Raw genomic sequence first — 24,265 nt, 5'->3', positions numbered from 1 at the left:
CGATGACACGAGGACTGAAGGGGGAATGGGGCGCGACTTGGGCGGGCGTGGGGCGCGTTCGGGGAGTCAGGCGGCGGCCCCGCGCCGGATCAGGGGCACATCACGTCGTTGAACAGCGCGAACAGCATCAGCGCCCCCATCAGCGCCACGCCGAGGGTCATCAGCACCCGCACCGCGTCGTCCGATGGCGGACGCCCGCGCACCGCCTCGTAGGCGTGGAACACGAGGTGGCCGCCGTCGAGCACCGGGATCGGGAAGAGGTTCAGCAGGCCCACCGCGGTGGAGAGCACGGCGATGAACCAGATGAAGTTCGACGCGCCCAGGGTGGCCGCGGCGCCGGACGTCTCGGCGATGCCGATCGGCCCCGACAGGTTGCAGGTGGAGATCGCGCCCGACACGATGTGCCCCAGCGCCGACAGCGACGAGCGCACGATGAACAGCGTCTGGCTGACGCCGTAGCTCAGGGCCTCGATCGGGCCGGCAGCCTCTGTGGGGCTCTCGAACACCAGCCCGCCAGACAGGCCCATCAGCCAGCGCGTCTCGAAGCCGCCGTCGGGCAAGGGCAGGTCCATGCGCCGCGGCACCACGGTGAGGGTCAGCTCGCGCGCCTCGGAGGGGCGCCAGACGCGCAGCTCCATGGGGCGCCCGTCGCCGGCGGCGGTGCGATCCTGCATGTCGCGGAAGGTCGTGATCGGCTCTCCGTCGATGGCGAGCACGTAGTCGCCGGGACGCATCCCCACCTCCCAGGCGGCGGAGCGCGGCTGCACCGACGCCGCCAGCGGCAGGAACGGCGCGGAAGCGTCCACCTCCAGCCGCTCGCCGTCGCGCAGAACCTCGTAGCGCACGGTCTCGGCATCGGTCAGCTCGCCGGCCAGGGTGTTCAGCTCCGTCAGGGACCCGACGGGCGTGCCGTCGATCGACACGACCTCGTCGCCCTCCTGGAGGAACTCCACGCCCGGCGGCAGCTCGGCCACGGCGCCGATCACCGGCGTCTCTATGGCGCGGCCCGAGGCCAGCACGAACGCCGCGAATACGAGGATCGAGAGAATGAAGTTGAAGACCGGCCCCGCCGCCACGGTCGCGGCGCGCTTCCAGAGCTTGGCGCCGGTCATGGTCGTCTCGCGCTCGGCGGCCGTCATCGCGGCGACTTGGCCGTCGGCGCCAACCGAGGCGGCGTTGGCGTCGCCGCGGAACTTCACGTAGCCGCCGAGGGGCAGCGCGGCGAGCTGCCAGCGCGTTCCGTGGCGGTCCATGCGCGACACGAGCACCGGGCCGAAGCCGATCGAGAACACCTCCGCCTTGATGCCGCACCAGCGGCCGACGATGTAATGGCCGTACTCGTGGATCGCCACGATCACGCTGAGCGCGGTAACGAAGGCCAGCAACGTCCAGAGAAGCCCCCCGAACTGGGCGATGCCGCCTAGGTCCATGCCGTATCCTCCGCAAGGCTTCGGGCGACCCGCCGGGCCTCCTCGTCGATCTCAAGCACCATATCGAGCCCTATCGTGTCCGCTTCAAGGCGGGGGTCCAGCCGCGTCATCACCCGCTCCACCAGCGGCGCCATGTCCGTGAAGCGGATCGCGCGGCCCAGGAACAGGTCCAGCGCCGCCTCCTTGGCCGCGTTGAACGCCGCCCCCGCCAGCCCGCCGCGGCGGATCACGTCGTAGGCCAGCGCGATCGCCGGGTAGCGCGCGGGATCCGGGGCGCTGAAATCGAGGCGCCCGAGGGCCGCGAGGTCGAGCCGCTCGACGGGCAGCATGCGCCGCTCGGGCCAGTGCAGGGCGTAGCCGATCGCGTGGCGCATGTCGGGCATCCCCATGTGCGCCATCACGCCCCCGTCGCGGAACTGCACGAGCGCGTGCACGATACTCTGGGGGTGGATCACCGCGTCGATCTCGTGCGCGCCGAGGTCGAACAGGGCGTGGGCCTCGATCAGCTCCATCGCCTTGTTGAACATCGACGCGGAGTCGACCGTGATCCGCTGGCCCATGTCCCAGTTCGGATGCCGCCCCGCCTCCTCGGGGGTGGCGTCGCGCAGCCGCTCCAGCGGCCATTCGCGCAGCCCCCCGCCCGACGCGGTGAGCGTGACCTTCTCCACGTCCGCCCGCCGCTCGCCCGCGAGGGCCTGGAAGACGGCGGAATGCTCGCTGTCCACGGGCAGGATCGTCGCACCGAACCGCGCAGCTTCGGCGCGCAGCAGCGGGCCGGCGCAGACGAGGCTCTCCTTGTTGGCGAGCGCCAGCGTGCCGCCGTGGCGCAGAGCGCGCAGTCCGGGCTCCAGCCCGGCGGCGCCGACGATGGCGCTCATGGTCCAGTCGGCGGGCCGGTCGGCGGCCTCCAGCACGGCAGTGCGCCCGGCGGCGGCCTCCACCCCCGACCCGGCGAGCGCGTCGCGCAGATCGCCCAGCCGCGCGTCGTCGGCCGTCACGGCCACCTGGGCCCGCAGGCGCCGGGCGTCGGCGGCGAGCTGCGCAACGTTCGACGCCCCCGTCATGGCCACGACGCGGTAGCTCTCGGGCTCGCGCGCCACGAGGTCGAGCGTCTGTAAGCCCACCGAGCCGGTGGCGCCGAACACGCTGAGGCGGCGGGTCAAAGGGCGGGCGCGGGCGGGAACGGCGTCATCGACGTGATGACCAGCAGCATCAGGGCGGCGCCGAGCATCGCATCGAAGCGGTCGAACAGGCCGCCGTGGCCCGGCAGGAGATTGGAGCTGTCCTTGACCCCGTGCCGCCGCTTCACGGCCGACTCCGCGATGTCGCCCATCTGCGCCATCATGGCGATCGCCACCGAGATGCCCACCGTGCCCCAGGGGGCGTCGAGCGCGAGCACCCAGATCACGCCGACGACCGCGGCGCCGATCCAGCCGGCGATGGTGCCCGACCAGGTCTTCTTGGGGCTCACGCGCGGCCAGAACTTCGGCCCGCCCAGCATCCGGCCCGCGAAGTAGCCCAAGACATCCGAGGCGACCACGATGGCGATCAGCCACAGCATCCAAGCCAACCCGAAGTTGGTCAGGTGCTCGATCAGCGAAAGGCCCGCGAGGATGATCCCGAGCGGCAGGAACACCATGAGGCGCCGGCTCTCGCGGATCACGGCGATGGCGAGCATCGGGGTCAGCATCAGCAGCGGCAGGCCGAGGCCCACCGGCACCAGCCCCGCGAGGAAGAGCGAGCCGCCCCCCGTCCCTGCCAGCAGCATGGCGCGGCGCGGCCCGGTGCGGACGATCGTCGCCAGCTCCCAGATCATCACGCCCACGCAGACCGAGATGAGGGCCGCGAACACCACGCCCCCCAGCCAGACAGCGACGCCGCCCACGATCAGCAGCAGGATCGCCGTGATCAGACGCGGCGCGAGGTCCTGGAACCTTCCCGCCACGGTCGGGGCGACGGGCGCCACGTGCTCGAACTCGAACAGCGGCGGCTCGTCCTCGGGCGCCACCGGCTCGGGCGTGTCGCGCCGTTCGCTCATGCGGAGAGGACGCCGCCGAAGCGCCGCTCGCGGCTCCCGTAGCGGCGCAGCACCGCGGCGAAGGCCGCGCGGTCGAAGTCGGGCCAGAGCGTGTCCACGAACTCGTACTCCGCATAGGCCGACTGCCACAGCAGGAAGTTCGAGATCCGCGCCTCGCCCGACGTGCGGATCACGAGGTCCGGGTCGGGCAGCACGCAGGTGTCGAGATAGCGCGGCAGCGTCTCGTCGCAGATCGCATCGGGGTCGAGCTTGCCGTCTGCTACGTCGTGCGCGAGGCGCTTCGTGGCCCGGGCCACCTCGTCGCGGCCGCCGTAGTTGAGCGCGATGGTGAGGTTGCAGCGCGTGTTGTGTGCGGTCATCGCCTCCAGCGAGTCCATGAGGCGGCGCAGCTTGGCATCCAGCCGCAGCCGGTCGCCGATGAAGCGCACCCGCGTGCCCTGCTCCAGCAGCGTCTGCGCCTCGGACTGGATGTAGCGGCGGAACAGGCTCATGAGGCCCGAGACCTCCTCTTGCGTGCGCTTCCAGTTCTCGGTCGAGAAGGCGAAGATGGTCAGGTAGTCGACGCCGAGGTCGGGGCAGGCCTCGACGATCTCGCGGACCCGCTTGGCGCCGGCGCGGTGGCCGAGGAGGCGCGGCCGCCCCCGCTGCTGCGCCCAGCGGCCGTTGCCGTCCATGATGACGGCGACGTGCCTCGGTCCGCCCTCGTGCGAGTTGCCTGACATGATCCGTTCCTCGTCCTCGTGCCCTCGCGGGCGCAGCGAGCCGAAGGCCCCGTGGGGGATGCCGGCTCCTTGATCGGGGCGCGCGGACGTGGCCGCCCTGCCCCGTGCGCCGGCCCGTCGGGCGGCGCCGCTCGTCGGTCGTCCCGCCCGCCGGTCGGCAGTCGCGGCCCCGAAGGCGCATCGGGATGCCGCGGACCGGCGGACATGCAATAACAGCGCGGCATCGCCCCGCCGCCTCCCGTCCGGTCGGACGGGCATAGCGGGTCAGACCTGCATGATCTCCGCCTGCTTCGTCTCCAGCGCGTCGTCGACCATCTTGATGTGCCGGTCGGTCATCTCCTGGACCTCCTGCTCCCAGAACTTGCGCTCGTCCTCGGGGAGGTCGGACTTCTTGATCCGGTCCATGCCGTCGCGGCGCACGTTGCGGATGCCGACGCGCGCGCTCTCGGCGTAGTGCCCGGCCACCTTCGTGAGCTCGCGGCGGCGCTCCTCGTTGAGCTCGGGGATCGGCAGCATGATGATCGTGCCGTTGGTCTGCGGGTTGATGCCCAGCCCGCTCTCGCGGATCGCCTTCTCGACCTTGCCGACCAGTCCCTTGTCCCAGACGTTGATCGTCACCATCCGCGGCTCTGGCACGTTGATGGTACCCACCTGGTTGATCGGCGTCTGCGCGCCGTAGGCGTCCACCGTGACCGGCTCGAGCATCGAGCCCGAGGCCCGCCCGGTGCGCAGCGAGCCGAACTCCTGTCGCAGGTTCGCCAGCGCGCCGTCCATGCGGCGCTGAAGGTCGTCGGTGTCGAGCTCGAACGCGTCGGCCATGGGGTCCTCCGGGGGGGCCTCGTTTCACGGCGTCCTAGCCATTCGCCTCTCCGAAGGCTAGGGGCTCGGCCCAGCGGCGCGGCGGGCGTGTCTCGGGGGACGCGCTTCGAAGCCGCCGCCCCCCGGAGACCACGCCGATGCTGCGCGCCCTTCTCGCCTTCACCTACCGCAAGCGCCTGCCCGCCCGCTTCGGCGGCGCCCGCGTGCGGGTCACGCCGCGCGCCGACGCGCGCCTCCTGCGGCGCGGGTGGGAGGGCATCGCCCGCGACCTCATGCTCGTGGCCGACCGGATGGTGCGCCCCGGGGACGCGGTGTGGGACATCGGCGCGAACCAGGGGATCTTCGCCTTCCTCGCCGCGTACCGGGCGGGCCCCGGCGGCGCGGTGCGCGCGCTGGAGGCCGATCCGGCCTATGCCGACATGGCGTTCCGCTCCGCCGCGGCCCTCGGCCCGTCATACGCGCCGGTCGAGGTGCTCTGCGCGGCGATCGCGGATGCCCCCGGGGTGCTGCTCTTCGCGGTGTCCTCGCGCGGGCACGCCCGCAGCCATCTCGTGGGCCACGGCGGCGGCGACGCGGCGCCCCCCGCCGCCGCGATCCGCTCGGTGGTCGCCGTGACGGGCGACGGTTTGCTCGCCCACTGGCCCGCGCCCGCCCTGGTCAAGATCGACGTCGAGGGCGCCGAGCTGGCGGCGCTCGAGGGTTGCGCCCGCCTCCTGCGCGACGTGCGCCCCGTGCTCTACGTCGAGGTCAGCGAGCGCAACGCCGACGCGGTCACCGCGCGCCTCCGTGCGGCCGGATACGCGCTGGGCGACCTTCAAGGCGACGGATCGGTGCGGCCCGCCCCACGCTGCACCTTCCACACCGTGGCGTGGCCCGAGGAGCGCGGCGACCCGGCCGCGCGCGCTCAGTCCGCGACCCGCGTGTAGGTGCCCTCGCCCGCGAGGATGCCGCGGAAGCCGCCCGGCTCGTCGAGCGAGAACACGATGATCGGCAGCTTGTTCTCGCGCGCCAGCGCGATCGCCGAGGCGTCCATGACCTTCAGGTGCTTGGTCAGCACCTCGTCGTAGCTCACCCGGTCGTAGCGCACCGCGTCGGCGTGCTGGACCGGGTCCTTGTCGTAGACCCCGTCCACCTTCGTGCCCTTGAAGATCGCCTCGCAGGACATCTCCGAGGCGCGCAGCGTGGCCGCGGTGTCGGTGGTGAAGTAGGGGTTCCCGGTGCCGGCCGCGAACACGACGATCCGCTTCTTCTCGAGGTGGCGCACGGCGCGGCGGCGGATGTAGGGCTCGCAGACCTGGTCCATCGGGATCGCCGAGATGACGCGGGTGTGCAACCCAAGGCTCTCCAAGGCGCCCTGCATCGCCAGCGCGTTCATCACCGTCGCCAGCATGCCCATATAGTCGGCCGTGGTGCGCTCCATCCCCTGCGCGGAGCCCTGGAGCCCGCGGAAGATGTTGCCGCCGCCGATCACCATGCAGACCTCGACGCCCAGCTCCTGCACCGAGGCGACTTCGCGTGCGATGCGCTCCACGGTGGGGGGATGCAGGCCGTAGCCCTGCGGGCCCATCAGGGCCTCGCCGCTGATCTTCAGCATCACGCGCCGGAAGGCCGGCCCTCCGTCGGCGCCTCGCGCCGCCTTCTCCCCGCCTGCCCGCATGTGCCCGCCCCCGTGCCGCCGTTGCGCCGCCGGGTGTAGGAGATTAGCCCGGAGCGCACAACCGCGCCGCACCGCGGCAAGAGGGGGATCGGCGCCGCCGCGCACCATGCTGGACTGGATCGACGATATCCCCCCCGATCGCCCCGTGCTGATCGCCGGACCCACGGCGAGCGGCAAGTCCGCGCTGGCCCTGCGGATCGCCCGGCGGGGGGGCACGATCGTGAACGCCGACGCGCTGCAGGTCTTCCGTGACTGGCGGGTCCTGACCGCCCGCCCCTCGCCCGAGGAGGAGCGTGCCGCGCCTCATGCGCTCTACGGCTACGTGCCTTGGGAGGCGCGCTTCTCGGTCGGCGACTGGCTGCGCGACGCCGCCGGGGTGCTTGCGGGCGGCACGCGCCCCATCGTGGTCGGCGGCACGGGGCTGGCGTTCCGCGCCCTCACGGAAGGGCTGGCCGAGATCCCCGCGACGCCCCCCGAGATCCGCGCCGAGGCCGAGGCGCGGCTCGCCGCCATCGGGCTGGAGGCGATGGGCCGGGAGCTGGACGCCGCCACCCGCGCGGGCCTCGACATGGCGAACCCCGCCCGCGTCCTGCGCGCGTGGGAGGTCGCGCGCCACACGGGCCGCCCGATCCGCGCGTGGCAGGCGGAGACCCCGCCGCCCCTCCTGCCCTTGAGGCGCTGCGCCGCGCTCGTGCTCGACGCCCCCGCCGCGTGGGTCGACCCGCGCATCGCCCGGCGCTTCGACCTTATGCTGGAGGCGGGCGCGCTGGACGAGGCGCGCCGCGTGCTGCCCCGCTGGGACCCGGCGCTGAACGCGGCCCGCGCCATCGGCGCGCCCGAGCTGGTCGCCCACCTGCGCGGCGAGATCACGCTGGAGGAGGCACGGACCCGCGCCGTGCTCGCCTCGCGCCGCTACGCCAAGCGCCAGCGCACGTGGTTCCGGCGCCGGATGCGCGACTGGACCCGGGTGGACGCCGAGACCCTCGGGTGACGCCACGGATGCCGCCGGCGTGACGATACCGGCGGTTGCGCCGCGCGCCACCGCTCCCCCCGAGGATGATTCTCCAATTTCGCGCGTCGGTTGCGTTCGGTCTCCGGTCGCCGCGCCCCCCAGAAGCGATGCCTTCCGCGCCCCGATCCGACGCCCCCATGTCGCTTTCGAACCGCCATGTGCCGATAAACCGCGTTGACGCCCCCCATCCCATCGGGTCCGATGCGGCCACCACGAGAGAGCGGGCAATGAACCCGTTCCGACGACCGCGCGGCCGAACCGTGCGGCGATCAACCGGGAGAACGCCATGAAAGACCTGCACAACGCCCCCCATCCGGGCGCCGTGATGTACGCCGAGGAGCATCTCGACGGCCAGATGGACCGCCGCGAGTTCCTCGCCCGCGCCACTGCCCTCGGGGTCTCGATCCCCGCCGCCTACGCGCTCATCGGCGCCGAGCCGGCCCGCGCCGACGCCCACGCCATGCCCCAGCAGGGCGGCACGCTTCGCATGCAGATGGAGGTCCGCGCCCTCAAGGACCCGCGCACCTTCGACTGGACGCAGATGAGCTACGTCGCCGGCGGCTGGCTGGAATCCCTTGTCGAGTACAACAACGACGGCACCTTCGGCGGCTGGCTGCTGGAGAGCTGGGACGTCTCGGACGACGCCACCGTCTACACCCTGCGCGTCCGTCCGGGCGTGAAGTGGTCGAACGGCGACGACTTCACCGCCGAGCACGTGGCCCACAACTTCCGCCGCTGGGCCGAGGCCGACGCCGAGGGCAACTCCATGGCCGCCCGCGTCACCTCGATCGTGGACCCCGAGACCAACATGGCCGCCGAGGGCGCCATCGAGGTGGTCGACGACATGACCGTGCGCCTCAACCTGCTGCAGCCCGACATCACGCTGATCCCGGGCATCGCCGACTATCCGGCCCACGTGCTGCACCCCGACCAGGATCCCGACGACCTCCTGGGCAACCAGATCGGCACCGGCCCCTACATGTCCGAGAGCCACGAGGTCGGCGTGAAGTCCGTGCTCGTCCGCCGTCCCGACTTCGAGTGGTGGGGCACCGCCGAGGGCAAGGGCGCCTATCTCGACCGCATCGAGTACCTCGACTACGGCACCGACCCGGCCGCCTGGATGGCCGCCGCCGAGGCCGAGGAGATCGACACGATGTTCGAGAACGTCGGCGAGTTCGTCGACATCTTCGACTCGATCGGCTGGGACCGCTCCGAGGTCGTCACCGGCTCCACCATCGTGATCCGGCCCAACCAGCTGGCCGAGGTCGACGGCAAGCGCCCCTACGAGGACGTGCGCGTCCGCCGCGCCCTCGCCATGGCCTGCGACAACGCCGTGCTGCTGGAGCTGGGCTACGCCGGCCAGGGCACACCCGCCGAGAACTGCCACGTCGGCCCCGTGCACCCCGAGTACGACGACTCGGTGGAGCGCATCCCGTTCGACCCCGCGGGCGCCAAGGCGCTGATGGAGGAGGCCGGCATGGCCGACTTCGAGCACGAGCTGATCTCGATCGACGACGACTGGCGCCGCAACACCACCGACGCCGTGGCCGCGCAGCTGCGCGACGCCGGCATCCCGGTGAAGCGCACGATCCTGCCGGGCTCCACGTTCTGGAACGACTGGGTGAAGTACCCCTTCTCGTCCACCAACTGGAACCACCGCCCCCTGGGCACCCAGGTGCTCGGCCTCGCCTACAAGTCGGGCGTGGCGTGGAACGAGTTCGGCTGGTCCAACGAGGAGTTCGACGCGCTGCTCGCCGAGGCAAACGCCATCGCCGACGCGGCGGCCCGCAAGGTGGTCATGTCCAAGATCCAGCGCATCGTGATCGACGAGGGCGTCACCATCCAGCCGTACTGGCGCTCGCTTTACCGCCACTCGCGCCCCGGCGTGGTGGGCGTGGACATGCACATCGCGTACCTGCCGCAGATGTACAAATGGGGCCTCGCCGAAGGCTGACCCCGCCCCGGGGGACGCGCGAGCCGCGTCCCCCACCCCGCCCCCGTCCGGGGGCTCTCGACTGACCGGAGGCGGCGCGAATGCTGGGCTTCATCGCACGACGGCTGGGGGTCATGATCCTCACGGCGCTGTGCCTCACCTTCATCGTGTTCTTCCTCACGAACCTCTTCCCGAACCTCGAGAAGCTGGCCAAGAACCAGGCCAACAACCGCATGTCCGACGAGCAGGTTGTCTCCTGGCTGGATGACCGCGGCTACCTCGACCCGATCCCGCTGAAGTACGCCCGCTGGCTGGGCGCCGCCCCGGCCTACCAGCGCGTCGAGGACGGCGCGGTGGTGTTCAGCCGCTGCGCCCGCCCCGGCGAGGATCCGGCCACCGCGCCCCGCTTCTGCGGCATCCTGCAGGGCGACTGGGGCTTCTCGACCGTGTTCAAGGACGACGTGCTCTCGATCCTGGGCACGCGCGGCTGGCAGACCGCCAAGCTCATGTTCTGGGTGACGCTCGTGATGGTGCCCGGCGCCCTCCTCCTCGGCGTGCTGGCCGGCATGCGCGAGGGCTCCAAGCTGGACCGCACCCTCTCCACGGTCTCGATCGCCACCACGGCCACGCCGGAATACGTCTCGGGCGTGATCTTCATCGCCGTGTTCGCCTCCTCGGCGGTGGGCCTGAAATGGTTCAAGGGCTCGGCCGCCTCGGCGATGGACGACATCACCTTCGCCAACTTCACGCTGCCCGTGCTGACCGTCGCCCTCTACGGCATGGGCTACATCGCCCGCATGACCCGCGCGTCCATGACCGAGGTGATGACCGCGCAGTACATCCGCACCGCCCGCCTCAAGGGGGTGAGCTTCGGCAACATCGTCCTGAAGCACGCGCTGCGGAACGCGCTGATCGCGCCCTTCACGGTGATCATGCTCCAGTTCCCCTGGCTCCTGAACGGCGTGGTGATCGTGGAGACGCTGTTCAACTTCAAGGGCATCGGCTGGACCCTCGTTCAGGCCGCCGGCAACAACGACGTGGACCTGCTGCTCGGCGTCTCGATCGTCTCGGTGGCGGTCGTGCTGGTCACGCAGCTGATCTCGGACGTGGGCTACGTCTACCTCAATCCCCGCATCAGGATGGCCTGACATGGAACAGCTGACCTGGACCGGCGCGATGGGCGAGGTGCTCGACCCCATCCTTGCTATCTCCGCCACCGCGCTCGGGGTGACCACGGTGCTCGCCATCGCCGCCTCGCTGGTGACGACCGGCCCCCGCGTCGTCATCAACCCCGACGGCACCGCCGCCATGGCCGAGGGCTTCCCCGGCCTTGTCACCCGCGCGCAGCGCTACTCGCTCTGGGCCGTGCTCGCCACGCTGGTCGCCTACGTCGTCACCGGCGTCGTGGTCGACTGGCAGGGCGGCGGCATCGTCGGCGGCATGTGCCGGCAGTTCCTGCCCGTGTGGCTCAGCCTCGTGGCCCTCTTCGCGGTGTCGATCTGGACCAAGCGGAGTACGGGCCTTTACGGCAAGCTCTTCGACTCGACCATCGGCATGATCGGCTTCGCGCTGGTGATGTTCTGGGTGTTCACCGCGTTCTGGTCGGGCGCCTTCGACCTGATCCTGACCCACGACCCGCTCTCCCAGGTCTCGGGCATGAAGAACGAGCCCCTCGGCTCCCCGGTCGCGGACGAGGGCTACCCCTACTACCTGCTCGGCGGCGACAACCTCGCGCGCGACGTGTTCGCGCGCATGGTGGTCGGCTCGGTCACGGTGATGCTGATCGCGCCCCTCGCGACTGTGTTCGCCTTCATGGTCGGCATCACGCTGGGGCTTCCGGCGGGCTACTACGGCGGGCGCTTCGACACGGTGCTGACGTTCCTCGCGAACCTGATCCTCGCCTTTCCGGTGATCCTTCTGTTCTTCCTCCTCGTCACCCCCGAGATCCGCCTTACCGGCCTGCCCTCCTACATGGCCGCCGTGCTCTTCGTGGCGCCGGTGGTGTTCGCCGCCGTGCTGATCTGGAGCCGCTACCGCACCCAGCCGCCCAAGGCCTACGCGTTGCTCGCGGTCGTCTGCACGCCCATGGGGCTGGCCTACCTGTCGGTCATCAACGCCCCCGACAGCCCGTTCGAGTGGCTGCCCCTCGACCTCTTCGACCTGCCGGGTGGCGCCGGCATCCTCACTGTCTTCGTGGCGGTGGTCTTCGTGAACTCGCCCACCGTGTTCCGCATCGTCCGGGGCCTCACGCTCGACATCAAGACCCGCGACTACGTGGCCGCCGCCCAGACCCGCGGCGAGACCCCGTGGTACATCATGCTGTGGGAGATCCTGCCCAACGCCCGAGGCCCGCTGATCGTCGATTTCTGCCTGCGAATCGGCTACACCACGATCCTGCTCGGAACCCTGGGCTTCTTCGGGCTCGGCCTGGAGTCGGAGAGCCCCAACTGGGGCAACACCATCAACGACGGCCGCCGCCTCCTCACCATCGCGCCCCATCCGGCCATCGTGCCCGCGCTGGCGCTGCTAAGTTTGGTGCTGGGGCTGAATCTGTTGGCGGACGGGTTGAGAGAAGAAAGTCTACGGGATTGATGGAAAATTTGCCTGTAATCGTAACGGCCGTCGCGAATTTCGTTGGCACCCTCGCTTCCGCTGGAGCAGCCTTCTTTTGGTTCAGGAGCGCTATGGTGAAACTACCTGCCGATGCCTTCCAAGTCCGTTTGGATGCCGATGGCGCTCCGGAGCGGGCTTGGGCCGAAGCAGTCGCGAGCAACAACAAAGTTGCAGCAATATTGTCCGCCCTAGCGGCAGCGGCATTTTCTATCGGTTCACTGGATATCTAGATGAAGATCGCCCCCGACCACGACGGCCCCATCCTCGAGATCGACCGCCTGTCGATCTCGTTCTTCACCCGCCTGCGCGAGATCCCCGCCGTGATGGACTTCTCCGTCTCGGTCCAGCCGGGCGAGGCGGTGGGCCTCGTGGGGGAATCGGGATGCGGCAAGTCCACGGTCGCCCTGGGCGTCATGCAGGACCTCGGCGTGAACGGCCGCGTCGTCGGCGGCTCGATCAAGTTCAAGGGCCGCGACCTCGCCGACCTCTCGGCCGAGGAGTTGCGCGACATCCGCGGCAACGAGATCGCCATGATCTACCAGGAGCCCATGGCCTCGCTGAACCCCGCCATGCGCGTGGGCCGGCAGCTCATGGAAGTGCCCATGCTCCACGACGGCGCCTCCGAGGAGGAGGCCCGCGCCATGGCCCTCCAGACCGTCACGGACGTGAAGCTCCCCGACCCCGCGCGCATCCTCGACAGCTACCCGCACCAGCTCTCGGGTGGGCAGCAGCAGCGCATCGTGATCGCAATGGCGCTGATGTCGAAGCCCTCGCTCCTCATCCTCGACGAGCCGACCACCGCGCTGGACGTCACGGTCGAGGCCGGCATCGTCGACCTCGTGAAGGATCTGGGCCGCAAGTACGGCACCGCGATGCTGTTCATCTCCCACAACCTCGGGCTGGTGCTGGAGACCTGCGACCGCATCTGCGTGATGTACTCGGGCGAGGCGGTCGAGGACGGCGAGATCGCCGAGGTCTTCGACCGCATGCGCCACCCCTACACCCAGGCGCTCTTCCGCTCGATCCCGCTGCCGGGCGCCTCCAAGACCGCGCGCCCCCTGGTCGCTATCCCCGGCAACTTCCCCCTGCCCCACGAGCGCCCGCCCGGCTGCAACTTCGGCCCCCGCTGCGAGTACTTCGTCGCCGGCCGCTGCGACCAGGGCAAGATCCCCATGGAGGAGGCGGGCCGCCCCGACCACCATTCCCGCTGCATCCGCTGGGACGAGATCGACTGGGCGCACCCGCCCGAGGTGGTCGACAAGCCCGCCGGCGCGCCCCCCGGCGCCACGGTCCTGCGCGTGTCCAACCTGCGCAAGTACTACGAGGTCGCCGCCAACGCCCTGTTCGGCGGCGGCGAGGCGCGCGTGGTCAAGGCCAACGAGGAGATCGATTTCGAGGCCCGCGAGTCCGAGACCCTCGCCATCGTGGGCGAATCGGGCTGCGGCAAGTCCACCCTCGCCAAGCTCCTGATGGGGCTGGAGACCGCATCCGACGGCACCATCCTGCTCGACAACGACGAGATCCAGGACAAGCCCATCGAGCAGCGCGGGCCGGGGCAGGTCTCGAAGATCCAGATGGTGTTCCAGAACCCCTTCGACACGCTCAACCCCTCAATGACCGTGGGCCGCCAGATCATTCGCGCGCTGGAGGTGTTCGGCGTGGGCAAGGACGACGCCGCGCGGCGCGAGCGGATGCTCCAGCTCCTCGACCTCGTGAAGCTGCCACGCGAGTTCGCGGGCCGCATGCCCCGCCAGCTGTCCGGGGGCCAGAAGCAGCGCGTCGGCATCGCCCGCGCCTTCGCCGGGGACGCCCGCATCGTGGTGGCCGATGAGCCGGTCTCGGCCCTCGACGTCTCGGTGCAGGCCGCCGTCACCGACCTCCTGATGGACATCCAGCGCGAGCACCGCACCACGCTCCTTTTCATCTCCCACGACCTCTCGATCGTGCGCTACCTGAGCGACCGCGTGATGGTCATGTACCTCGGCCACGTGGTCGAGCTGGGCACCACCGAGGAGGTGTTCTCGCCGCCCTACCACCCCTACACCGAGGCGCTGCTGTCCGCGGTCCCCATCGCCGACACCCACGTCGTGAAGAAGCACATCGTGCTGGAGGGCGACATTCCCTCGGCCATGGATCCGCCGCCCGGCTGCCCGTTCCAGACCCGCTGCCGCTGGAAGTCCCAGGTGCCCGGGGGCCTGTGCGAGCGCGAGGTGCCCCCGATGAAGAAGTTCGGCGGCCACGCCATCAAGTGCCACCTTTCCGACGAGGCGCTGCAGGGCATGGAGCCGGTGATCCAGATCGCCGCCGAATAGGCTGAACCCCCTCCCTCCGGGGCGCGTTGACCTCGGCACAACCCGGAGGGCGGCATGGCCGAACGCGACACCGAGACCGACTACAAGTGGGCGATCCCCGTGATGCGCGCGGGCTACGCCGGGCGCGGCGTCACCTACCTCGCCGTCGCGGGCCTGTCGCTCTGGGCGATCTGGCACGGCGGCGAGGCGCAGGGCACCGGCTCGGCGCTGCGCTCGCTCGGCGACAGCACGTGGGGCGTCGTCGTGCTGTGGCTCATCGCCATCGGGCTCGTCGCCTACGCCATCTGGCGCGGGCTCGATGCCATCAAGGACCTTGAGGACTACGGCACCGAGGCCAAGGGCCTCGTCGCGCGCGCCGGCATGGTCGTGACCGGCCTCGTCCACGGCGTCATCGCCGGCCTCGCCCTGTCGATCGTGTTCGGCCGCAGCGAGGAGGACGGCGGACGCGGCGGCGTCTCATCCGTGGTGGCCCGCGTGCTGGAGCTGCCCGGCGGGCGCTGGATCCTCGCCTTTGCCGCGCTCGCGACGATCGGCGCGGGCATCTACTACGTAATCAAGGGCTGGAAGGCGAAGTACCGCGAGAAGCTTGCCGCCAACCGCTTCACGGGCCGCTACGACTGGGCCCTGCGCGCGGGCGTGATCGCCAACGGGGTCATCATCCTCGTGGTCGGCGGCTTCCTCGGCGCCGCCGCCTGGGCCGGCACGCCCGAGAAGGCAGGCGGCATGGGCAAGGTGTTCGACTGGCTCGCCTCGCAGCCCTTCGGCAACGTGCTGGTGATCGTGCTCTGCCTCGGCCTGCTGGGCTTCGCGTTCTTCTGCTTCGTGAACGCCGCCTACCGGATCGTCGAGAAGGTGCCCCACGACGACCTCGAGAGCCTCGCCCGCCGCCGCAAGCGCGAGATGGAGGCGGCCTGACCGCCTACGCCACCCGCGCCGTCCAGAGCCGCACCTTGATGCCGCCGTGGTCCACCACCGGGCCCGGCGGCCCCCAGTCCAGCCCCGCGGCCTTCGCCAGCCCGGCCTCGCTCGTCACCATCGCCACGCGCCATCCCGTGAACCGCTCGCGCATCACCGCGCCGAACGCCGCGTGGAGCGGTTGCAGCCCCTTGCCCAGACGCCCCCCGTAGGGCGGATTGACGATCACCAGCCCCGGCGGCCCTTCGGGCGGCACCGCGTCCGACACCGCGGCCTCGCGGAACGCGCAGGACACCCCGGCCCGCTCCGCATTCGCGCGAGCCATCGCCACCGCGCCCGCATCGCGGTCCGACCCGTGCATCGTCACGGCCCGTCCCTCGGGCGCCTCGGCCCGCAGCGCGGCCCACCGCTCCGGGTCGTGCGAGGGCAACGCCTCGAACGCGAAGCTACGCTCCCGCCCCGGTCGCAGCCCCGCCGCCATCTCCGCCGCCTCGATCGGGAACGTCCCCGACCCGCACATCGGGTCGAGCACCACGCCCCCGTCCCACTCCGCCATCCGCAGGAACCCCGCCGCCAGCGTCTCGCGCAGGGGCGCACGGTTCACGGCCTGCTTGAAGCCCCGCCGGTGCAGCGGCTCGCCCGAGGTGTCCATCGAGATCGTCGCCTCGTCCCGCTCCACCCGGGCGAAGACGCGGAACGCGCCGTCGCGGTCCGCCACGTGCCCCGCCCGCTCCAGCGCCTCCGCCACCCGCCCCGCCACCGCGCCCGCATGCGCCGTGCGCGAGCGCGCCACCGAGGCGTCGACGCGCACCCGCGAGTGTGGCGGCAGGACGCTCCAGTCCACCTCGCGCAGCCCCGCATCCAGCGCCGGCCACCCGGCGGCCCGGAACTGCAAGATGCGCGCGAGGACCCGGTTCGCGATCCGGCTGCGCAGGTTCGCCCGCCGCACGGCCTCCCAACCGCCCCCGCACTCCACGCCCCCGGGCACGAGCTTCGGCCCCGGCACGCCGATCCCGCGCGCCTCCGCGAGGAGCTGCGGCTCGAGGCCGGGGGCGCAGGCGAGGAAGACGGAGACGGGTTGCATCGGGGTGCCCTACTGCGGGCGCGTCCCCGCGTCGAGCGCCGGGGCTCCGCCCCGGACCCCGAGGTATTTCGGGCAGGATGAGGGGAGGAACGGGAAAGGGGGGCCGCGAGGCCCCCCTTCCGGTCGTAAGATGCGTCTGGTGCTCAGCTACACCCGCTCGTCGACCCGCAGGTGTTGCACTTCATGCAGGTGCCGTTGCGGACCAGCGTGTAGTTGCCGCACTCGCCGCAGGCCTCGCCCTCGTAGCCCTGCATCTTGGCCTTCACGCGCGCGTCCATCGACACCGCCACCGTGGTCGACGTCTCGCTCGAGGTCTCGACCTCGACGGTCCGCGTCTCGCCGCCTGCCAGCTCAGCCGCCACGCGGTCGGCGCCGCCCCGCAGCGCCACCAGGTCGCGCGGCAGGCGCTTGCGCAGGTAGCCCGACGAGGTGACCTGACGGATCACCGCCAGCGACTTGTCGCCCGCCTCGCCCACCGGCGCCACGTTGCCGTCCGCCTCGGTGTGGAGGCTGTCGAACGTCGCGCCCTCGGGCTTCACGTGCGCCAGATCGGTGCGGTCCAGGTAGCTCACGGCCAGCTCGCGGAAGATGTAGTCGAGCACCGAGGTCGCGTTCTTGATCGAGTCGTTGCCCTGCACCATGCCCGCAGGCTCGAACTTGGTGAACGTGAACGCGTCCACGAACTCCTCGAGCGGCACCCCGTACTGGAGGCCCACCGAGACGGCGATGGCGAAGTTGTTCATCATCGCCCGGAAGCCAGCCCCCTCCTTGTGCATGTCGATGAAGATCTCGCCGAGCTGGCCGCCCTCGTACTCGCCGGTCCGCAGGTACACCTTGTGCCCGCCGACCACGGCCTTCTGGGTGTAGCCCTTGCGCCGCTCGGGCATCCGCTCGCGGCCGCGGGCGATCTCGCGCACCACGATCCGCTCCACGATCTTCTCGGCCAGCACCTCCGCCTTCTGCGCCGGCGTGCCGGTCTCCAGAACCTCGGCGGCCTCCTCGTCGTCCTCGACGAGGCTGGCTGCCAGCGGCTGGCTCAGCTTCGAGCCGTCGCGGTAGAGGGCGTTCGCCTTCACCCCCAGCGACCAGGACAGCTCGTAGGCCTTCTGGCAGTCCTCGATGGTGGCGTCGTTGGGCATGTTGATCGTCTTCGAGATCGCGCCCGAGATGAACGACTGGGCCGCCGCCATCATGCGGATGTGGCTGTCCACCGAGAGGTAGCGCCGGCCCTTCTTGCCGCAGGGATTGGCGCAGTCGAACACCACGAGGTGCTCCTCGCGCAGGTGCGGCGCGCCCTCCAGCGTCATGGTCCCGCAGACGTGGTCGTTGGCCGCCTCGATCTCGGCCTTCGTGAAGCCGAGGTGGCGCAGCAGGTCGAAGGACGGGTCCGCCAGCTTCGCCGCCGGGATGCCCAGCGTCTTGGTCAGGAACCCCTCGCCCAGCGTCCACTGGTTCATCACGAAGCGGATGTCGAACGCCGAGGGCAGGGCCTTCTCGATCGCGTCGATCTCGCGCTTGCCGAAGCCGTGGCCGATCAGCGCCGTGTGGTTGATTCCGGGCGCGTTGCCGAGGCTCCCGTGGCCCACCGCGTAGGCGATGATCTCGCCGATCTCCGCCTCGCCGTAGCCCAGCTTGGCGAGGGCCGCCGGAACCGACTGGTTGATGATCTTGAAGTAGCCGCCGCCCGCGAGCTTCTTGAACTTCACCAGCGCGAAGTCCGGCTCGATGCCCGTGGTGTCGCAGTCCATCACGAGGCCGATCGTGCCCGTCGGCGCGATCACGGTCGACTGCGCGTTGCGGTACCCGTGCTTCTCGCCCAAGGCGACTGCCCGGTTCCAGACGTCGCCCGCCAGCTTGGCCAGCGCCGCATCGGGGCAGTTGGCGACGTCCAGCGCAACCGGGTTCACGTTCAGCGCCTCGTAGCCGTCGATGCGCCCCTGCGCTGCCGCGCGGTGGTTGCGCATCACCCGCAGCATGTGGGCGGCGTTCTTCTCGTAGCCGGGGAACGGCCCCAACTCGCCCGCCATCTCGGCCGAGGTGGCGTAGCTGACGCCGGTCATGACAGCGGACAGCGCGCCGCAGAGCGCCCGACCCTCGTCGGAGTCGTATCCCAGCCCGAGGTTCATCAGCAGGCCGCCGATGTTGGCGTAGCCCAGTCCCAGCGTGCGGAAGTCGTAGGAGCGCTGCGCGATCTCCTTCGACGGGAACTGCGCCATCATCACGCTGATCTCCAGCGTCACGGTCCACAGGCGCGTGGCGTGGCAGTAGAGCTCGGCATCGAACTGGCCGTCCCGCAGGAAGGTCAGCAGGTTCATCGAGGCCAGGTTGCAGGCGGTGTCATCCAGGAACATGTACTCCGAGCACGGGTTCGAGCCCCGGATCGGCCCGTCCTCGGGGCAGGTGTGCCAGCTGTTCACGGTGTCGTGGAACTGGATGCCCGGATCGGCGCAGGCCCAGGCGGCATGGCCCACCTTCTCCCAGAGCGCGCGTGCGTTCACCGTCTGCGCCACCTTGCCGTCGACCCGGTTCAGGAGAGGCCAGTCGGCGTCCTTCTCGACCGCGTGGAGGAAAGCGTCCGTCACCCGCACCGAGTTGTTGGAGTTCTGGCCCGCGACCGTGTTGTAGGCCTCGGAGTCCCAGTCGGTGTCGTAGGTCGGGAACTCGATCGTCTCGTAGCCCTGCCGCGCGTACTGGAGCACGCGCATCACGTAGGCCTCGGGGATCCGGGCCTTCTTGGCGGTGCGGATGGCCTGCTTCAGCCCCTCGTTCACGGCCGGGTCCACGGCATCGTCCAGCGCGCCGTCCCAGGCGCGCACGGCGGCCATGACCTTGTTCAGCTCGGCTTCCATGGACTTGGAGCCGGCAACGAGGGCCGCGACCTTCTGCTCCTCGACCACCTTCCACTCGATGAACTTCTCGATGTCGGGGTGGTCCATGTCGACGATCACCATCTTCGCCGCGCGGCGCGTGGTGCCGCCCGACTTGATGGCGCCCGCCGCCCGGTCACCGATCTTGAGGAAGCCCATGAGGCCACTCGACTTGCCGCCGCCCGAGAGCTTCTCGCCCTCGCCGCGCAGCGCCGAGAAGTTGGTGCCCGTGCCCGAGCCGTACTTGAACAGCCGCGCCTCGCGGACCCACAGGTCCATGATGCCGCCGTCGTTCACCAGATCGTCCCCGACCGACTGGATGAAGCAGGCGTGGGGCTGCGGGTGCTCGTAGGAGGACGTCGAGCGGGTCAGCTCGCCCGTGAACGGGTCCACGTAGTGGTGGCCCTGCGCGGGGCCGTCGATGCCGTAGGCCCAATGGAGGCCGGTGTTGAACCACTGCGGCGAGTTCGGCGCGGCCATCTGGCGGGCGAGCATCGCGCGCATCTCGTCGTAGTAGGCGCGCGCGTCCTCCTCCGAGGAGAAGTAGCCGCCCTTCCAGCCCCAATAGGCCCAAGCGCCGGCGAGACGGTCGAAGACCTGCCGCGCCGAGGTCTCGCCGCCGAAGCGCTCCTCCTCGGGTAGCGCGGCCAGCGCCTTCTCGTCGGGCACCGAGCGCCAGAGGAACTCGGGAACGCCCTTCTCCTTCACTGCTTTCAGCTTCGCGGCGACGCCGGCCTTGCGGAAGTACTTCTGCGCGATCACGTCCGAGGCGACCTGGCTCCAGCCCTCGGGCACCTCGACGGCGTCGAGCTTGAACACGGTGGTCCCGTCCGGGTTGCGGATCTCCGAGGTGGTGGTGGTGAAGCCCAGGGCCCCGTAGGCGCCCTCCTCGGCGGTGGTCAGCTGGCGTTCGATCCGCATCGGTCTCTCCCGTATCCTTCCGGCCCCGCGGGGGCCCTCTGTCGCCCGGCCCCGCCCCCGCATCCGGGGTGCGGCGGCTTGCGGCGCGCCTCTGTCGTGACCCCGTGTCTGCCACCATATCTGGTGGTCCCCCCGGGTGCCGGCACAAACTGGAGCGCGGAAGCGGCCTTGGTCAACGATTCGGGAAAAGGAATCGGGGAGGAAATCTGTGGAGAACTTTCCGCGAATCGCGGATGCGCGGCGCCGGCCGGCGGACGCGCCCCGCGCGCGGCGGCGATTCCCCCAAGCGGGCTTGATCGCGGCGGGTTCCCCCCCCTGTGGACAGGTTCCGGGGAAGCTCTGCGGCGTCCGTGCCTTCGTGGCGCCACGATCACATGCGCCACGCCTTTCGCGAATCGGGGTGTCCACGACGCGCGAGGCCGCCCGGAGGCGGCCCTGATCGGAGGAATCGGCGGGGGGAGGTGGTCGGGGCGGCGAGACTCGAACTCGCGACCCCCTGTTCCCAAAACAGGTGCGCTACCAGGCTGCGCCACGCCCCGACCGTGCCCGCGCCCTAGCAGGCGCCCCGCCTATTGGGAAGCGTCCGCACAGGGCCAGGCGGCGGCGTCCTGCGGCATCACGGGCGAGCGCAGCTCGTCGCCCGCCTCGATCCCGAGCCGTTCCGCCATGCCGCCGTTGATCTCCAGCACGGCGCGCGCCGGATCGCCCGAGGGGATCGGCGTCTCGTCGCCCGGCACCGCCTCGGCGTGGACCTTGGTGACGGTCCCGCTCTCGTCCACGAAGATCATGTCGAGCGGGATCAGCGTGTTGCGCATCCAGAAGGCGACGGGCTGCTCGCGGTCGTAGACGAACAGCATGCCCGCCATGGACGGCATCGACTCGCGGAACATCAGCCCGCGCGCCTGGTCCTCCGGCGACAGCGCCAGCTCCGTCGCGAAGCTCGCCGTGCCGAAGTCGCCGCGCAGGTCCACGCGGTCGGCCCGGCACCCGCCGGCGGCCGCGGCCTGCGACAGCAGCCCGAGCAGCAGCCCCGCGAGCGCCGCGCCCCTCAGAGCGCCTGGGCGTATTCCCACCGCCGAACCTCCACCGCCAGCTTGCCCCGCGCGCCGTCCACGACCCGCAGGCAGATCGCCTCGCCGGGCACCAGGTCGGTCAGCCCGAAGCGCCGCAGCACCTCGGCATGGACGAAGATGTCGCCCGCCGCGCCGTAGACGTTCGCAAAGCCGAACCCCTTGGCCTTGTCGAACCACTTCACCCGCGCCGGCTCGTAGGGCACGTCCTCGGGAATCGCCTGCAGGTATTCCGGCACCTCGCCGTCCGGGCCGGCGGCCGGGTCGGGCTCAGGGGCGGTGATCGCCACCACCTCGACGGCCTGCCACCCGCGCGCATTGTGCGCCGCGCGCAGCTCGATGGCGCTGCGTTCCGCGACCGAGCTTTGACCGAAGTCCCGCAGCACGTTGGCATGGAGCAGGATGTCCCTGTCCACCTCGTCCGATACCACGAAGCCGAAGCCCCGCGTCTGGTCGAACCACTTGACCGTTCCGGCGACGGACCGGACCGTTTCTTGAACTTCGTTCACTGTTCTCCCCCGTGAGTGTCGGGCGGTAAGGATTGCGACGTCAGTAATGCGGCGCCGCGCGAGACGAGCATGCCCGCACGTTCGGGTTGCAGCAAGCGGATCGTTCTCGAACCGTCAACGACGGCGAGGATGCTCCATCAACGGTAGGTAGGAACTGCTTCCCTCAAGGAAACAGTCGCGCGACCGTCCAGCCGGAAATTCGTTCCCCGGTAATCGCGTCGTTTTCGCCACTTGCGCCGCCTTCGCGCACCCAGCGGAACCGGTCATGGAGCCGCGCCGCGCCGTCGGCCCAGAACTCGATCTCGGTGGGCCGGATGCGGAATCCACCCCAGAATGGCGGGCGCCCGGGATTCGGCCCCTGCGTCGCGGCGGCCTTCGCCACCGCGCCCATCAGCGCCGCCCGGCTGGCGAGGGGACGCGACTGCCGCGAGGCCCAGGCCCCCAGCCGCGAATCCAGTCCGCGCGAGCGGTAGTAGGCGTCGGCCTTCGCGTCCTCGACCCGTTCCACCCGGCCGCGCACCCGCACCTGACGGCGCAAGCTCTTCCAGTGCATCACGAAGGCCGCCTGCGGGTTGGCAGCCAGCTCCTGCCCCTTCGTGCCCTCGAAGTTGGTGTAGAACACGAACGCCCCATCCGGCCCCGGCTCGATCTCCTTGAGCAGCACCATCCTCACGTTCGGCATGCCGTCCGCGTCCGCGGTCGCCAGCGCGATGGCGTTCGGATCGTTCGGCTCGGTCCCCGCCGCCTCGTCCAGCCACGCCTGCGCCAGCGCGAACGGATCGCTCCCCGCGAAGATCCCCCCGCGCCCACCGGTATCGCCCATGCCGCACTCTCCCGCCGATGCCTGCCCGCGCCTTGTCGCACCGGGGCACTTCCCCTAACACCCCCCCTAACGCAAGCGGAGGGGCCGATGACTGGACTGATGGCGGGAAAGCGCGGCCTCATCATGGGGCTGGCCAACGACAAGTCGATCGCTTGGGGCATCGCCAAGGCCTGCCGCGAGCAGGGCGCCGAGCTGGCCTTCACCTACCAGGGTGAGGCCCTCAAGAAGCGCGTCGGCCCCCTCGCCGAGAAGGTCGGCTCCGACATCCTCGTGCCCTGCGACGTGGGCGATGGCGCCTCGATCGACGCGGCCTTCGACGCCCTGCGCGAGCGCTGGGACGGCCTCGACTTCATCGTCCACGCCATCGGCTTCTCCGACAAGTCCGAGCTGCGCGGCCGCTACCTCGACACGTCGCTCGACAACTTCCTGATGACCATGAACATCTCGGTCTACAGCTTCACCGCCGTGATGCAGCGCGCCGAGAAGATGATGTCGGCCGGCGGCTCGGCCCTGACTTTGTCGTACTACGGCGCCGAGAAGGTCATGCCGCACTACAACGTCATGGGACTCGCCAAGTCCGCGCTCGAGATCAGCGTGAAGTACCTGGCCGAGGATCTCGGCAAGGACGGCATCCGCGTCAACGCCATCTCGGCGGGCACCATCAAGACGCTGGCAGCTTCCGGCATCGGCGACTTCCGCTACATCCTGAAGTGGAACGAGAACAACAGCCCCCTGCGCCGCACCGTCACGCAGGAGGAGGTGGGCCGCTCGGCCATGTACCTCCTCTCCGACCTCTCCTCGGCCGTCACGGGCGAGATCCACCACGTCGACGCGGGCTACAACGTGGTCGGCATGAAGAACCCCGAGGCCCCGGACATGACGCTGGAGCGCCGCGGCGAATGATCGAGGGCGGCGCGACCCCGCTCGGCCTCGGCCACGTCGCCGCCTTCAACGTCGCCCTGTTCTTCGCCGTGGCCGCGCCCGGCCCGGCCTTCATCCTGTGCTCGCAGGCCGCCATGCGCGGCGGCCGCGCCGAGGGCGCCGCCGTGGGCGCGGGCCTCGCCGTGGTCGCGGGGCTCTGGACCCTCGCCGCCCTCGCCGGACTCGACGCCCTGTTCGCCGCCCTGCCCGCCCTCTACGACGCCATGCGCATCGGCGGCGCCGCCCTGATCCTCGTCTTCGCCGTGCTGATCTGGCGCGACGCGCCCCGCCCCGTGGAGACAACGGCGCCCGTGTCGGCGCGGCGCGCCTTCCTGCGCGGCGCGGCCCTGAACCTCGCCAATCCGAAGTCGATCCTCTTCTCGGCGGGTGTGCTGATCGTGATCTTCCCGCCCGCGCTGACGCCCGCGCAGATGGCCGCGATCACGCTGAACCACATCGCGCTCGAAATCGCCGTCTATTCCACTGTCGCCGCGATCCTCGCGCAGCCCGCGGTGCGCGAGCGGTACATCGGCTGGAAGCCCATCATCCAACGCGGCATGGCGGTGGTGCTGGCCGCCCTCGGCCTGCGCCTTCTCGCGACGACCTAGACCACCGGAGG

The 24,265-nt window shown here is 70.7% G+C and carries 20 protein-coding genes and 1 tRNA gene; 9 read left to right on the top strand and 12 right to left on the bottom strand.

Annotation, left to right across the window (positions count from 1 at the left end; all coding sequences use genetic code 11):
• Nucleotides 1-89 precede the first annotated feature (89 nt).
• From rseP to frr, 5 genes are all read right to left on the bottom strand, one after another.
• Nucleotides 90-1,430 (bottom strand): RIP metalloprotease RseP, encoded by a 1,341-nt coding sequence (rseP, locus tag K3554_RS10730; RefSeq protein ID WP_259940084.1) that lies wholly within the window; start codon nucleotides 1,428-1,430, stop codon nucleotides 90-92.
• Nucleotides 1,421-2,593: a 1-deoxy-D-xylulose-5-phosphate reductoisomerase gene (gene dxr, locus K3554_RS10725; RefSeq protein WP_259940082.1), complete on the bottom strand. Its 1,173-nt coding sequence runs from the start codon at nucleotides 2,591-2,593 to the stop codon at nucleotides 1,421-1,423. Before dxr ends, rseP begins: the two co-directional genes overlap by 10 nt.
• Nucleotides 2,590-3,468, bottom strand: a complete 879-nt coding sequence (locus tag K3554_RS10720; protein ID WP_259940079.1) for a phosphatidate cytidylyltransferase — start codon at nucleotides 3,466-3,468, stop codon at nucleotides 2,590-2,592. The genes dxr and K3554_RS10720 overlap by 4 nt, the downstream gene beginning before the upstream one ends.
• Complete coding sequence (gene uppS / locus K3554_RS10715; protein WP_259940076.1) at nucleotides 3,465-4,190, bottom strand: polyprenyl diphosphate synthase; 726 nt, start codon at nucleotides 4,188-4,190, stop codon at nucleotides 3,465-3,467. Before uppS ends, K3554_RS10720 begins: the two co-directional genes overlap by 4 nt.
• Nucleotides 4,191-4,454: 264 nt before the next feature.
• Nucleotides 4,455-5,009: a ribosome recycling factor gene (frr, locus tag K3554_RS10710; RefSeq protein ID WP_259940073.1), complete on the bottom strand. Its 555-nt coding sequence runs from the start codon at nucleotides 5,007-5,009 to the stop codon at nucleotides 4,455-4,457.
• Between the two features lie 137 nt (nucleotides 5,010-5,146).
• On the opposite strand from frr, the gene K3554_RS10705 reads away from it, so the two are divergent.
• A complete protein-coding gene (locus K3554_RS10705; RefSeq protein ID WP_259940072.1) occupies nucleotides 5,147-5,935 on the top strand; it encodes an FkbM family methyltransferase in 789 nt (262 codons plus the stop codon).
• Here the strand turns inward: K3554_RS10705 and pyrH are convergent.
• Nucleotides 5,914-6,603, bottom strand: coding sequence for a UMP kinase (gene pyrH / locus K3554_RS10700; protein WP_259940070.1), 690 nt, complete (start codon nucleotides 6,601-6,603; stop codon nucleotides 5,914-5,916). The genes K3554_RS10705 and pyrH overlap by 22 nt on opposite strands.
• A gap of 169 nt (nucleotides 6,604-6,772) precedes the next feature.
• On the opposite strand from pyrH, the gene miaA reads away from it, so the two are divergent.
• From miaA to K3554_RS10670, 6 genes are all read left to right on the top strand, one after another.
• Nucleotides 6,773-7,657, top strand: a complete 885-nt coding sequence (gene miaA, locus K3554_RS10695; protein ID WP_259940068.1) for a tRNA (adenosine(37)-N6)-dimethylallyltransferase MiaA — start codon at nucleotides 6,773-6,775, stop codon at nucleotides 7,655-7,657.
• A 307-nt stretch (nucleotides 7,658-7,964) separates the two neighbouring features.
• Entirely contained in the window at nucleotides 7,965-9,632 is a 1,668-nt protein-coding gene (locus K3554_RS10690) for an ABC transporter substrate-binding protein (RefSeq protein WP_259940066.1), read from the top strand.
• An 80-nt stretch (nucleotides 9,633-9,712) separates the two neighbouring features.
• Nucleotides 9,713-10,759 carry an ABC transporter permease gene (locus K3554_RS10685; protein WP_259940063.1) on the top strand — a complete coding sequence of 349 codons (1,047 nt, stop codon included), beginning with the start codon at nucleotides 9,713-9,715 and terminating at the stop codon, nucleotides 10,757-10,759.
• A gap of 1 nt (nucleotide 10,760) precedes the next feature.
• Nucleotides 10,761-12,203, top strand: coding sequence for an ABC transporter permease (locus K3554_RS10680; RefSeq protein WP_259940060.1), 1,443 nt, complete (start codon nucleotides 10,761-10,763; stop codon nucleotides 12,201-12,203).
• A gap of 251 nt (nucleotides 12,204-12,454) precedes the next feature.
• The gene (locus tag K3554_RS10675; protein WP_259940058.1) at nucleotides 12,455-14,536 is read left to right on the top strand and encodes an ABC transporter ATP-binding protein; all 2,082 of its coding nucleotides are present in this window, start codon (nucleotides 12,455-12,457) and stop codon (nucleotides 14,534-14,536) included.
• A 54-nt stretch (nucleotides 14,537-14,590) separates the two neighbouring features.
• Nucleotides 14,591-15,451: a DUF1206 domain-containing protein gene (locus K3554_RS10670; protein ID WP_259940055.1), complete on the top strand. Its 861-nt coding sequence runs from the start codon at nucleotides 14,591-14,593 to the stop codon at nucleotides 15,449-15,451.
• Between the two features lie 4 nt (nucleotides 15,452-15,455).
• Here K3554_RS10670 and K3554_RS10665 read toward each other — a convergent pair whose 3' ends face one another.
• The 6 genes from K3554_RS10665 to pdxH all read right to left on the bottom strand — a co-directional run bounded on the left by K3554_RS10665 (nucleotide 15,456) and on the right by pdxH (nucleotide 22,725).
• Entirely contained in the window at nucleotides 15,456-16,535 is a 1,080-nt protein-coding gene (locus tag K3554_RS10665; RefSeq protein ID WP_259940053.1) for a class I SAM-dependent RNA methyltransferase, read from the bottom strand.
• 143 nt (nucleotides 16,536-16,678) lie between these two features.
• On the bottom strand, nucleotides 16,679-20,323 hold the full coding sequence (locus tag K3554_RS10660) for a vitamin B12-dependent ribonucleotide reductase (protein ID WP_259940050.1): 3,645 nt from the start codon (nucleotides 20,321-20,323) through the stop codon (nucleotides 16,679-16,681).
• A gap of 462 nt (nucleotides 20,324-20,785) precedes the next feature.
• Nucleotides 20,786-20,862: transfer RNA gene (locus tag K3554_RS10655), tRNA-Pro, on the bottom strand.
• Between the two features lie 30 nt (nucleotides 20,863-20,892).
• Nucleotides 20,893-21,396: a DUF192 domain-containing protein gene (locus tag K3554_RS10650; protein WP_259940049.1), complete on the bottom strand. Its 504-nt coding sequence runs from the start codon at nucleotides 21,394-21,396 to the stop codon at nucleotides 20,893-20,895.
• Entirely contained in the window at nucleotides 21,372-21,902 is a 531-nt protein-coding gene (locus K3554_RS10645) for a cold-shock protein (RefSeq protein WP_259940047.1), read from the bottom strand. Before K3554_RS10645 ends, K3554_RS10650 begins: the two co-directional genes overlap by 25 nt.
• 163 nt (nucleotides 21,903-22,065) lie before the next feature.
• The gene (gene pdxH / locus K3554_RS10640) at nucleotides 22,066-22,725 is read right to left on the bottom strand and encodes a pyridoxamine 5'-phosphate oxidase (RefSeq protein WP_259940044.1); all 660 of its coding nucleotides are present in this window, start codon (nucleotides 22,723-22,725) and stop codon (nucleotides 22,066-22,068) included.
• Nucleotides 22,726-22,812: 87 nt separating this feature from the next.
• Here pdxH and fabI point away from each other — a divergent pair, with 87 nt between their 5' ends.
• Nucleotides 22,813-23,628, top strand: coding sequence for an enoyl-ACP reductase FabI (fabI, locus tag K3554_RS10635; protein WP_259940041.1), 816 nt, complete (start codon nucleotides 22,813-22,815; stop codon nucleotides 23,626-23,628).
• The gene (locus tag K3554_RS10630; protein ID WP_259940039.1) at nucleotides 23,625-24,254 is read left to right on the top strand and encodes a LysE family translocator; all 630 of its coding nucleotides are present in this window, start codon (nucleotides 23,625-23,627) and stop codon (nucleotides 24,252-24,254) included. Before fabI ends, K3554_RS10630 begins: the two co-directional genes overlap by 4 nt.
• The last annotated feature ends 11 nt before the right edge of the window (nucleotides 24,255-24,265 follow it).

It is taken from the genome of Jannaschia sp. W003 (assembly GCF_025144335.1).
Taxonomy (GTDB): domain Bacteria; phylum Pseudomonadota; class Alphaproteobacteria; order Rhodobacterales; family Rhodobacteraceae; genus Jannaschia.
This window is presented reverse-complemented; position numbering and strand designations above follow the sequence as displayed.

Bases quoted from the DNA above. Each gene is read 5' to 3' on its own strand.
- rseP (WP_259940084.1), bottom strand. From the start codon at position 1,430: ATGGACCTAGGCGGCATCGCCCAGTTCGGGGGGCTTCTCTGGACGTTG.
- K3554_RS10720 (WP_259940079.1), bottom strand. From the start codon at position 3,468: ATGAGCGAACGGCGCGACACGCCCGAGCCGGTGGCGCCCGAGGACGAG.
- uppS (WP_259940076.1), bottom strand. From the start codon at position 4,190: ATGTCAGGCAACTCGCACGAGGGCGGACCGAGGCACGTCGCCGTCATC.
- frr (WP_259940073.1), bottom strand. From the start codon at position 5,009: ATGGCCGACGCGTTCGAGCTCGACACCGACGACCTTCAGCGCCGCATG.
- K3554_RS10705 (WP_259940072.1), top strand. From the start codon at position 5,147: ATGCTGCGCGCCCTTCTCGCCTTCACCTACCGCAAGCGCCTGCCCGCC.
- pyrH (WP_259940070.1), bottom strand. From the start codon at position 6,603: ATGCTGAAGATCAGCGGCGAGGCCCTGATGGGCCCGCAGGGCTACGGC.
- miaA (WP_259940068.1), top strand. From the start codon at position 6,773: ATGCTGGACTGGATCGACGATATCCCCCCCGATCGCCCCGTGCTGATC.
- K3554_RS10690 (WP_259940066.1), top strand. From the start codon at position 7,965: ATGAAAGACCTGCACAACGCCCCCCATCCGGGCGCCGTGATGTACGCC.
- K3554_RS10685 (WP_259940063.1), top strand. From the start codon at position 9,713: ATGCTGGGCTTCATCGCACGACGGCTGGGGGTCATGATCCTCACGGCG.
- K3554_RS10680 (WP_259940060.1), top strand. From the start codon at position 10,761: ATGGAACAGCTGACCTGGACCGGCGCGATGGGCGAGGTGCTCGACCCC.
- K3554_RS10675 (WP_259940058.1), top strand. From the start codon at position 12,455: ATGAAGATCGCCCCCGACCACGACGGCCCCATCCTCGAGATCGACCGC.
- K3554_RS10670 (WP_259940055.1), top strand. From the start codon at position 14,591: ATGGCCGAACGCGACACCGAGACCGACTACAAGTGGGCGATCCCCGTG.
- K3554_RS10665 (WP_259940053.1), bottom strand. From the start codon at position 16,535: ATGCAACCCGTCTCCGTCTTCCTCGCCTGCGCCCCCGGCCTCGAGCCG.
- K3554_RS10660 (WP_259940050.1), bottom strand. From the start codon at position 20,323: ATGCGGATCGAACGCCAGCTGACCACCGCCGAGGAGGGCGCCTACGGG.
- pdxH (WP_259940044.1), bottom strand. From the start codon at position 22,725: ATGGGCGATACCGGTGGGCGCGGGGGGATCTTCGCGGGGAGCGATCCG.
- fabI (WP_259940041.1), top strand. From the start codon at position 22,813: ATGACTGGACTGATGGCGGGAAAGCGCGGCCTCATCATGGGGCTGGCC.
- K3554_RS10630 (WP_259940039.1), top strand. From the start codon at position 23,625: ATGATCGAGGGCGGCGCGACCCCGCTCGGCCTCGGCCACGTCGCCGCC.